7 protein-coding genes, 1 tRNA gene, 2 rRNA genes and 1 other annotated feature (1 of these 11 cut by a window edge) are annotated in these 10,584 nt (G+C 39.1%); of the genes, 5 read left to right on the plus strand and 5 right to left on the minus strand.

Annotation, left to right across the window (positions count from 1 at the left end):
- Positions 1-4: 4 nt before the first annotated feature.
- Together AUF14_RS13305 and AUF14_RS13310 are read right to left on the minus strand one after the other, a co-directional pair.
- Positions 5-712, minus strand: coding sequence for a DUF4811 domain-containing protein (locus tag AUF14_RS13305; RefSeq protein ID WP_016179273.1), 708 nt, complete (start codon positions 710-712; stop codon positions 5-7).
- Complete coding sequence (locus tag AUF14_RS13310; RefSeq protein ID WP_016179272.1) at positions 709-2,175, minus strand: MDR family MFS transporter; 1,467 nt, start codon at positions 2,173-2,175, stop codon at positions 709-711. The genes AUF14_RS13305 and AUF14_RS13310 overlap by 4 nt, the downstream gene beginning before the upstream one ends.
- 143 nt (positions 2,176-2,318) lie before the next feature.
- Between AUF14_RS13310 and AUF14_RS13315 the strand changes: the two genes are divergently transcribed.
- Complete coding sequence (locus tag AUF14_RS13315) at positions 2,319-2,789, plus strand: MerR family transcriptional regulator (protein ID WP_016179271.1); 471 nt, start codon at positions 2,319-2,321, stop codon at positions 2,787-2,789.
- 107 nt (positions 2,790-2,896) lie between these two features.
- Entirely contained in the window at positions 2,897-4,381 is a 1,485-nt protein-coding gene (gene guaB / locus AUF14_RS13320) for an IMP dehydrogenase (RefSeq protein WP_016179270.1), read from the plus strand.
- A gap of 100 nt (positions 4,382-4,481) precedes the next feature.
- On the opposite strand, the gene serS is transcribed toward guaB, so the two are convergent.
- From serS to AUF14_RS13335, 3 genes are all read right to left on the minus strand, one after another.
- Complete coding sequence (gene serS / locus AUF14_RS13325; RefSeq protein WP_048719452.1) at positions 4,482-5,762, minus strand: serine--tRNA ligase; 1,281 nt, start codon at positions 5,760-5,762, stop codon at positions 4,482-4,484.
- 44 nt (positions 5,763-5,806) lie between these two features.
- Positions 5,807-6,012, minus strand: a binding site (T-box leader).
- 35 nt (positions 6,013-6,047) lie between these two features.
- On the minus strand, positions 6,048-7,229 hold the full coding sequence (locus AUF14_RS13330; RefSeq protein WP_016179268.1) for a sensor histidine kinase: 1,182 nt from the start codon (positions 7,227-7,229) through the stop codon (positions 6,048-6,050).
- On the minus strand, positions 7,219-7,908 hold the full coding sequence (locus AUF14_RS13335) for a response regulator transcription factor (RefSeq protein ID WP_016179267.1): 690 nt from the start codon (positions 7,906-7,908) through the stop codon (positions 7,219-7,221). Before AUF14_RS13335 ends, AUF14_RS13330 begins: the two co-directional genes overlap by 11 nt.
- 605 nt (positions 7,909-8,513) lie before the next feature.
- Here AUF14_RS13335 and AUF14_RS13340 point away from each other — a divergent pair.
- From AUF14_RS13340 to AUF14_RS13350, 3 genes are all read left to right on the plus strand, one after another.
- Positions 8,514-10,072 (plus strand): 16S ribosomal RNA (locus AUF14_RS13340).
- Positions 10,073-10,174: 102 nt separating this feature from the next.
- Positions 10,175-10,247 (plus strand) — tRNA-Ala (locus AUF14_RS13345).
- 172 nt (positions 10,248-10,419) lie between these two features.
- Positions 10,420-10,584 (plus strand): 23S ribosomal RNA (locus AUF14_RS13350); it runs 2,747 nt beyond the window's last position.
- The 16S and 23S rRNA genes sit together here with 1 tRNA gene alongside, the layout of an rRNA operon.

Below are 10,584 nucleotides of genomic sequence, written 5' to 3' on the forward strand. Positions count from 1 at the left end.
TTTTTTATTTTGTTACCTTAGCAATTATTTTTGCTATTGTTTGTTGCTGATAATCAGCAGTGGCTTGTTGAATGATTTTTTGTTGTGCTGCTTGATTCAAAGTTGGATTTTTCATCAGAGCTTCTTTCACTTTATCTTGGACAAACGACTTTGCTTCAGTTTGCATAGAAGTTTTATTTTCTTGTACTATTTCTGCTAGCTTTTTAGCTTGTTTAGTACTTAAAACCAGCCAATTTTTTTGTACTTCAAAGATATTTTTTTCTTCGATTAACAGATGATTTTTACTAGTAAATCTAAACCAAAATTTCGCAGTATTATTTTTGTAGACCCAATAGGATTTCTTTATTTTTAATTGAGATTTTGTTTGATCCTTTTTTACGAGATTCGTAACATGATCTGTTCCCGTTGATTTTGGTTTTATCTGTGATTCATTGGTTTTATACAAAAAAACTTTTTCTTCTCCGTTACCAAGTGGTTGATAAAGCAACATCTTCATATCTTTGCTATCAGCAGATGAAGTTAATGATTGAGTAGTCGTTTCAGTGACTCTCTTCATACCATAGTGATCGTGATCGTTTGCAATAATAAAACCTAGGCTAACTAAGAATATTGCTGCGAATATAATCGAAAGGAATGTTTGCCAAGCTTTTTTAGCAAAAATATTTGTTAAAGCAAATGCTATTACGCTAATAATTGTGATAACAAAAATCATTTTACATTCCCTCCTTCGATCTTTTTATTGTTTTTCAAGAAGAAGGTGATAATAAAGCCCACTAGTCCGAAAATTACAGCTACGAAGAAAGCAGCATGATAACCAGATAATGTGGCGTTGATTGCTTGGTCTTTATAAGACAAAGGTAAGGATTTTAGCAAACTTGCTTTTGGCAAGTTGTCTTTTGTGACATTAGTTAAAATACTGATTAAAACAGCCGTACCGATTGAACTAGCAACTTGACGGAAAGTGTTGTTTACCGCAGTACCATGACTAATCAAATTCATTGGCAAAGCATTCATACCGGAAGTAGTAACTGGCATCATAACCATTGATATACCAAACATCCGTATTGCATAAAGAATAACAATCATTACAATTGGTGTTTCTTGAGTCAAGAAAGCAAATGGTAACGTAGCTGCGGTTAGGATTAACATCCCGCTGATTGCTAATCGTTTAGCTCCGTGTTTATCAAAGATTGCACCAGTAATCGGCATCATCAACCCCATAATCAAAGCTCCTGGCAATAGCATCAATCCGGAATGAAAGGCAGATTCACCACGAATATTTTGAATATATAAAGGAAGAACCATTTCAGCACCAACCATTGCCATATTTACGACACCGCTTAAAATAGCAGCAATTGTAAAAGTTGGAGATTTGAAAACACGTAGTTCTAAGAATGGATGTTCTAAATGTAGTTGACGCCATACGAATAAACCGATAACGAATACCCCTATGACTAAGAAACTAATAACTTTTGAGCTGCCCCAACCATCATTACCTACGGAAGAAAAACCATATAATAAGCTACCAAAGCCGACAGTTGATAAAAAGGCCGACAACACATCAATACTTGGATTAGATAATTGAATGACACTTTTCATCAAAAAGAATGCTAGTACTAAAACTAAAATGACAATTGGAATGACCATACCAAAAAGGTCACGCCAAGTATAATGATCTATGATCCAACCAGATAGTGTAGGTCCTAAAGCAGGAGCGAGACCGATGACGATACCAGCCATTCCCATCGCTGAGCCGCGTTTTTCTGGGGGGAAAATTGACAACATGATGTTTTGAAGCAATGGCATGGAAATACCTACTCCAGCAGCTTGGATTAATCGACCAATTAATAAAGTAGAAAAATTGGGGGCAACGAAACAAGTTATTGTTCCAATCAAAAAGATTGTCATCGCTGTTAGATACAATCTCTTTGAACTAAATTTATTGATCAGCCATGCGCTGATTGGGATCATAATCCCATTTACCAGCAAGAAGCCAGTTGTTAGCCATTGAACACTAGAAGCAGATATATTAAAAGCTTTCATTAGTGCTGGAAAGGCTGTTGTTAATAATGTTTGGTTTAACACCGTACAGAAGGTTCCAATTAATAGTACTACAACTAATAAGGAACGATTGTAGGGTTTTCCGTAAATATCGACCGTTTGCGTATTACTCACGATCTAACGCCTTCTCTCTTTTAAGAAATTTTCAGAAACAATAATTGTTCGTCTGTAACTTTACTGCTATTCAATTTCTTTGTCAACTTACTTGACACCATTGTTAGCAAAAGTATAATCAGAAATGAAGAGAGGGATGCATTGTGAAAAATAGTACGGTCAAGCAACTTCTAGAAAGTGATGATTTATTAGTCGGCATTAGTGAATTGAGTAAAGTAACGGGTGTTTCACCTCGACAGATTCGCTATTGGGAGCAAAAAGGATATATAGAATCAACAGGTGAAAAGAGCGGAAATCGAAAATTTAAGTTACCAATGGTTGTCAAGGTAGAGATTATTAAGCATTTTTTAGATGAAGGTTACACATTGACCGCATCAGTGGAAAGAGCCCACCAGCGACAAAAGAATATCCATCAAGCAAAATTATTGGTACGTGAGGTATTTAAGGGAATTCAGCAAATAGATGATCGTTATACAGTAATACACTTAGATGATTTTATGAATAAGCAAGGCTTTTATTTAATTCGCGATACTGAAACAAATAAAACGACATATCAGATTATTGAAGAAGAAAGTGAAATTACAACGGAATTTCTTGAAAAATGGTTTGAATAAATAGAAAGATAAATGTTAGATGAGGATTTTGCCTCAAGTTGTTGACTTCACTCGTTCATTCTGTTAGTTTTTTTATTAAAAATAATTCTGGGGAGTGGTAACGAACAATGTCTAATTGGGAAACGAAATTTGCAAAAAAAGGTCTGACATTTGATGATGTTTTGTTGATTCCGGCTGAGAGTCACGTATTACCGAATGAAGTGGATATGAGTGTACAATTGGCAAAAAATATCAAACTGAACATTCCATTGATGAGTGCAAGTATGGATACTGTAACAGATAGTAAAATGGCGATTGCTATGGCTCGACAAGGTGGACTTGGAGTTATCCATAAAAATATGAGTGTTGTTGCCCAAGCAGATGAGGTTCGAAAAGTAAAACGTTCAGAAAGCGGTGTAATCATTGATCCGTTTTTCTTAACACCAGAACATAAGGTACAAGATGCCGAAGATTTGATGAGTCGCTATCGTATTAGTGGTGTGCCAATCGTAGAAACGCTTGAAAATCGTAAATTAGTCGGTATTATTACTAACCGAGATATGCGATTTGTAACAGATTATGATATCCCAATCCATGAGGTTATGACAAAGGATGGTTTAGTCACTGCGCCAGTTGGTACTAAATTACAGGATGCAGAAAAAACACTGCAAAAACACAAAATTGAAAAATTACCAATCGTTGATGAAGATGGTCGCTTAAGCGGATTAATCACGATCAAAGATATTGAAAAGGTTATTGAATTTCCTAACGCAGCGAAAGATGAGCATGGTCGCTTATTAGTTGCGGCGGCAGTCGGTGTTACTAGTGATACATTTGAACGAGCAGAAGCTTTATTAAAAGCAGGGGCTGACGCCATCGTAATCGATACTGCTCATGGACATAGCGCAGGAGTTTTACGTAAAATTCGTGAGATTCGTGAAACATTCTCCGAGGCTACTTTAATTGCCGGCAATATTGCAACCGCTGAAGGCGCAAAAGCGTTATATGATGCAGGTGTAGATGTTGTTAAAGTTGGTATTGGTCCTGGATCAATTTGTACAACGCGTGTCGTTGCGGGCGTTGGAGTACCACAATTGACGGCCATTTATGATGCAGCTTCTGTTGCTCGTCAATACGGCAAAGCAATCATTGCTGATGGTGGAATCAAATATTCTGGTGATATCGTAAAAGCCTTGGCAGCTGGTGGACATGCAGTTATGTTAGGTTCAATGTTAGCTGGTACAGATGAATCTCCTGGTGAATTTGAAATTTATCAAGGGCGTCGATTTAAAACTTATCGAGGCATGGGATCATTAGGAGCAATGGAAAAAGGTTCAAGTGATCGTTATTTCCAAAGTGGAGTCAATGAAGCGAACAAACTAGTTCCAGAAGGTATCGAGGGACGAGTGGCTTACAAAGGTACTGCGGCAGATATTATTTTCCAAATGATTGGCGGATTGAAGGCTGGAATGGGTTACGTTGGTGCGGGAAACTTAGAACATTTACGTGAAAATGCACAGTTTGTCCAAATGAGCGGAAATGGTTTAAAAGAATCACATCCTCACGATGTTCAAATTACAAAAGAAGCTCCAAACTATTCAGTTGAACAATAAAAGATTAATATTTTCAGATTATTGATAATCGAAAACAGAGCGGCCTCACAATACGAGGCCGCTCTATTTTTGACTAAAATTAAGAACAGAGTTTTAACTATTAGTCTTCTTTTTTAATAACTTTTACATTACCCATATACGGAACTAATACTTCTGGAATCGTAACTGATCCATCTTCATTTTGATAGTTCTCTAAAATAGCGGTGACGGTTCGACCAACAGCTAAGCCAGATCCATTTAACGTATGCGCATATTGAACTTTACTGTCTTCATCGCGATAACGAATCATTGCGCGTCGTGCTTGGAAATCTTCACAGTTTGAACATGAGCTGATTTCACGATAAGTATTTTGAGCAGGAACCCAAACTTCAATATCATAAGTTTTAGCAGCTGAGAAGCCCATGTCTCCAGTACATAAAGTAATAACACGGTAAGGTAAGTTTAGTTTTTGTAGAATAATTTCTGCATTTTGGGTCATTTTTTCTAGTTCATCATAAGAATTCTCTTTATTACTGAATTTGACCATTTCTACTTTGTGGAATTGATGCAAGCGAATTAATCCGCGTGTATCGCGACCAGCGCTCCCTGCTTCAGAACGGAAAGAAGGAGACAAAGCAGTAAAGTAAATCGGTAAATCTTTTCCATCTAAAATTTCGTCAGCATAGTAATTTGTCAACGGGACCTCAGCAGTTGGAATCAACGTTAAATCGCGATCTTCAACTTGGAAGACATCTTCTTTAAATTTAGGAAATTGTCCTGTTCCGAACATTGCTTTGCTATTCACCAAATAAGGTGTAATCATTTCGGTGTAGCCTTGTTCATAGACATGCTCGTCTAGCATGAAGTTATAAACAGCACGCTCTAAACGGGCTGCCAAGCCTTTGTAATAAACAAAACGGCTACCAGCAACTTTTGCTCCACGTTCAAAATCTAAGATATCTAATTCTTCAGCAATATCCCAATGATTTTTTGGTTCAAAAGAAAACTGTCGTGGTTCGCTCCAGCGACGTACTTCGACGTTATCATCTTCATCTTCACCAATAGGAACAGAGTCGTGGGGGAGGTTCGGTAAAGTTGTTGCGATCTCAGTCAATTGTGCATCGATATCAGCCACTTGTGTATCAAAAGCTTTAATTTTTACACCGACTTCTTTCATCTCGGCAATTTTATCAGCAGCATCATTTTTTTCACGTTTTAATTTTGCAATTTCGCCTGAAACATCATTTCGGTATTTTTTAAGCTCTTCTGTTTTTACTAATAATTGTCGGCGTTGTTCGTCTAAATCCAAGAAACGCTCCAAGACATCTTTTTTGACGCCACGAGTTGCCAATTTTTCATTTACTTCTGCAAAATTATTACGGATCATTTTTACATCTAGCATTGATTTTTCCTCCTTTAAAATAAAAAACACCGTCTCATCCCATGAATAGGGACGAAACGGTGTTGAATTTCGCGGTACCACCCAAATTCAGCCTAAAGCTGCACTTGATTAACGGATATCGACGTTACCCGGTCTTTCTTTCAAAAAACGCAGTATGCGAAACTGGATTTCCCTAAGTTGTTTTGTTGATTTTCACCAGCCATCAACTCTCTAAAAAAACAAACCCACGTACTTGGTTTCCTGCATGTCTTATTGAGAACAGTATAAGCAATCAAAAATTTAAAGTCAATGATTATCCGGCGTAGACTTTATTTGATTCTTATAAAGCGGTAAGTGAATAATAAACGACGTCCAATCCTCATTTGATTGAGCATAGATATAGCCGCCATGAAGATTAATGATATTTTGGGCAATAGCTAAGCCTAACCCAGTTCCGCTGATTTCTTGAGAACGAGAACCATCAACTCGATAAAAACGATCAAATAACTGATCAAGGGCTTCTCTGGGGATTGGAGTACCATTGTTTTTAACAGTGACGACGGCTTCATTTTTTGATTTCTCAATCTCGATGATTATTTTGTCGGCTTCAGCTCCATATTTTAATGCATTGGTGATCAGGTTATTAAAGACGCGGACGAGTTTTTCTGTGTCACCATCCATTACCAATTGACTTTCCTGTGTCTCTACTTGGATTTGAATATCTTTTTTCTTAGCTTCTAGCTCAAAGTCTGCAGCCAATTGTTCTAATAACTGTACCATATCAAAAGATACATTATTAACGGGAACAGAGGGCTGACGAACTTTAGAATATTCAAATAAATCTTCTACTAAAGACTTCATTTGTTTTGCCTTCTTATAAGCAATACTGGTATATTTTAGGATTTCATCATCACTTTGATACTGACCATCTTCAATTAAACCAAGATAGCCAATGATTGAAGTCAAAGGAGTCCGAATATCGTGACTGACATTGGTGATCAGTTCATCTTTGGATTTTTCGATCTCTCTCTCGTCTTCAATAGCAGCAACAGTACTGTCAACCAATCCGTTAATACTATCAACAACTTTACTAAGATCACCGCGCAATTCGAAAGGAATTCGATAGTTGTAATTTCCATTAGCAATGTAATGAAGCTCATTTATGATATGACGGAGCTGCATTTGTCGATAGCGCCGAATCAAACGCCAAAAAACAACTAAACCATCAATAATGATAAAGAAAGGAATAACAAAATTACGACCACTCCAAAATATATCACTATCAAAGTTATTAGCAAAAATATCTTTTGAACGATAGATTGCATCAGTTAAATCAGGAGAATTCTGAAGCATTTGTGTGAATAGAACCATAATTGCCACATTTAATAGAAGTAATAAGATAACTGTGACAATACCTTCAGCAATTAATTCACTGACTTCCTTTGAGGTGAGAGTGATACGCTTTTTTTTCTCAATGTTATTTTGCATCAATCTTATAGCCCACACCCCAAACAGTCTGGATCACTTTTTCGCCATCAGTCGCTTCTTCGATCTTATCACGTAAGTGGCTGACATGAACCATGACTGTTTTTGCGGAGACGATACTTTCTTGCTTCCAAACTCGTTCAAAAATTTCATCAGCACTGAAAACACGATTTGGATGACTAGCTAACAGATAGAGGATACCGAATTCTAGAGCAGTTAATTGAATTTCTTTTCCGTCAACTGTTTTTACTTCATGAGAATCTTTATTGATAATCAAAGATTGGATTTCTAGTATATCTGGTTGATCCTCCGCAACATGCATCTGAGTACGGCGCAATAAAGATTTTACTCTTGCCATAACCTCTAAAGGATTAAAAGGTTTTGTTACGTAATCATCGGCGCCCGCAACGAGCCCTTTGATTTTATCCATATCCGTTGTTTTAGCTGTTAACATAATAATCGGAATTTGAGATTCTTTTCTTAATTCCTTTACGACTTGCATACCGTCCATCACAGGCATCATAATATCTAATAATAGTAGATCAATGTCATTAGTAGTTCGAAGTTTACTTAGCGCTTCTTTTCCATCATATGCTTTTACAACTTCATAGCCTTCATTATGCAAATAAATACTAAGTAGTTCGACAATTTCTTTGTCATCATCTGCAACTAATACTTTCATTAAATGTTCCTCCGTCCATATAAAAAATAATTACATTACTATTTTACCAAAGAAATCGAAGGAAGGCGAAACTCAGTACCTTGAGTTAAGGAAAAATCAAAAATAAAATGACGAAAATTAATTCTTTGAGATGTTGAAACAATTGGCTTGTTGATCAAAAAAACGAACAAAGAACACAACATTTATATTTATTCATCGGGTTTAAAAAAAGTGGGGAAAATTCTTATTTTTTCATTGACCAATTCCTATAAAACTGCTATATTATTTTATGTTCTGAAACAGAAAACAATTTTTCGGAGCACCTAAAATTATCGTTGACAGATGGCTGATTTTCAGTTATTCTATCAAAGTCGCAGAAAACAATGTCGATAATTTCTTCGGAAAAACTTCAAAAAGTTATTGACATTCGCTTGGCAACCTGTTAAGATATAAAAGTTGCTGAAACAAAGCGACAAACGATGTAGACCTTTGAAAACTGAACGAATAAAACAAACCAAATGTGTAGGGCGCTTCTATTAAATAGAAGCAAACAACATAGCAAGCAATATGCTAGCAAGTCAATTAATACAATTGAGCTTAACAGTCGCAAGACTGTTTCAAACACTTTTTATGAGAGTTTGATCCTGGCTCAGGACGAACGCTGGCGGCGTGCCTAATACATGCAAGTCGAACGCTTTTTCTTTCACCGGAGCTTGCTCCACCGAAAGAAAAGGAGTGGCGAACGGGTGAGTAACACGTGGGTAACCTGCCCATCAGAAGGGGATAACACTTGGAAACAGGTGCTAATACCGTATAACAATCGAAACCGCATGGTTTCGGTTTGAAAGGCGCTTTTGCGTCACTGATGGATGGACCCGCGGTGCATTAGCTAGTTGGTGAGGTAACGGCTCACCAAGGCAACGATGCATAGCCGACCTGAGAGGGTGATCGGCCACATTGGGACTGAGACACGGCCCAAACTCCTACGGGAGGCAGCAGTAGGGAATCTTCGGCAATGGACGGAAGTCTGACCGAGCAACGCCGCGTGAGTGAAGAAGGTTTTCGGATCGTAAAACTCTGTTGTTAGAGAAGAACAAGGATGAGAGTAGAATGTTCATCCCTTGACGGTATCTAACCAGAAAGCCACGGCTAACTACGTGCCAGCAGCCGCGGTAATACGTAGGTGGCAAGCGTTGTCCGGATTTATTGGGCGTAAAGCGAGCGCAGGCGGTTTCTTAAGTCTGATGTGAAAGCCCCCGGCTCAACCGGGGAGGGTCATTGGAAACTGGGAAACTTGAGTGCAGAAGAGGAGAGTGGAATTCCATGTGTAGCGGTGAAATGCGTAGATATATGGAGGAACACCAGTGGCGAAGGCGGCTCTCTGGTCTGTAACTGACGCTGAGGCTCGAAAGCGTGGGGAGCAAACAGGATTAGATACCCTGGTAGTCCACGCCGTAAACGATGAGTGCTAAGTGTTGGAGGGTTTCCGCCTTTCAGTGCTGCAGCTAACGCATTAAGCACTCCGCCTGGGGAGTACGACCGCAAGGTTGAAACTCAAAGGAATTGACGGGGGCCCGCACAAGCGGTGGAGCATGTGGTTTAATTCGAAGCAACGCGAAGAACCTTACCAGGTCTTGACATCCTTTGACCACTCTAGAGATAGAGCTTCCCCTTCGGGGGCAAAGTGACAGGTGGTGCATGGTTGTCGTCAGCTCGTGTCGTGAGATGTTGGGTTAAGTCCCGCAACGAGCGCAACCCTTATTGTTAGTTGCCATCATTTAGTTGGGCACTCTAGCGAGACTGCCGGTGACAAACCGGAGGAAGGTGGGGATGACGTCAAATCATCATGCCCCTTATGACCTGGGCTACACACGTGCTACAATGGGAAGTACAACGAGTCGCGAAGTCGCGAGGCTAAGCTAATCTCTTAAAGCTTCTCTCAGTTCGGATTGTAGGCTGCAACTCGCCTACATGAAGCCGGAATCGCTAGTAATCGCGGATCAGCACGCCGCGGTGAATACGTTCCCGGGCCTTGTACACACCGCCCGTCACACCACGAGAGTTTGTAACACCCGAAGTCGGTGAGGTAACCTTTTGGAGCCAGCCGCCTAAGGTGGGATAGATGATTGGGGTGAAGTCGTAACAAGGTAGCCGTATCGGAAGGTGCGGCTGGATCACCTCCTTTCTAAGGAAATAGTTCATCGAAGATGAACGTTACGGAAACTACACAGGAATGCTTTATTCGTTCAGTTTTGAGAGGTCTACTCTCAATTAAATAAGCAATATCGGGGCCTTAGCTCAGCTGGGAGAGCGCCTGCTTTGCACGCAGGAGGTCAGCGGTTCGATCCCGCTAGGCTCCATTGATGACGTTAGTCATCATTCGTTCATTGAAAACTGGATACAGAAACAATTTTAAACAAACCGAGAACACCGCGTTGAATGAGTTTTTTAATAAGTTCAATTGCTTATTTATTACTAAGGAACATGATCGCTCATGGGAATTAGTAAGACCCTTGACGAAAGTCAAGATAAGGTTAAGTGAATAAGGGCGCACGGTGGATGCCTTGGCACTAGGAGCCGATGAAGGACGGGACTAACACCGATATGCTTCGGGGAGCTGTAAGTAAGCTTTGATCCGGAGATTTCCGAATGGGGAAACCCAGCATCTTTTATAGGATGTTACTTTTCAGTGAATAC

It is taken from the genome of Enterococcus avium (assembly GCF_002891025.1).
Classification (GTDB): Bacteria; Bacillota; Bacilli; order Lactobacillales; family Enterococcaceae; genus Enterococcus_A; species Enterococcus_A avium.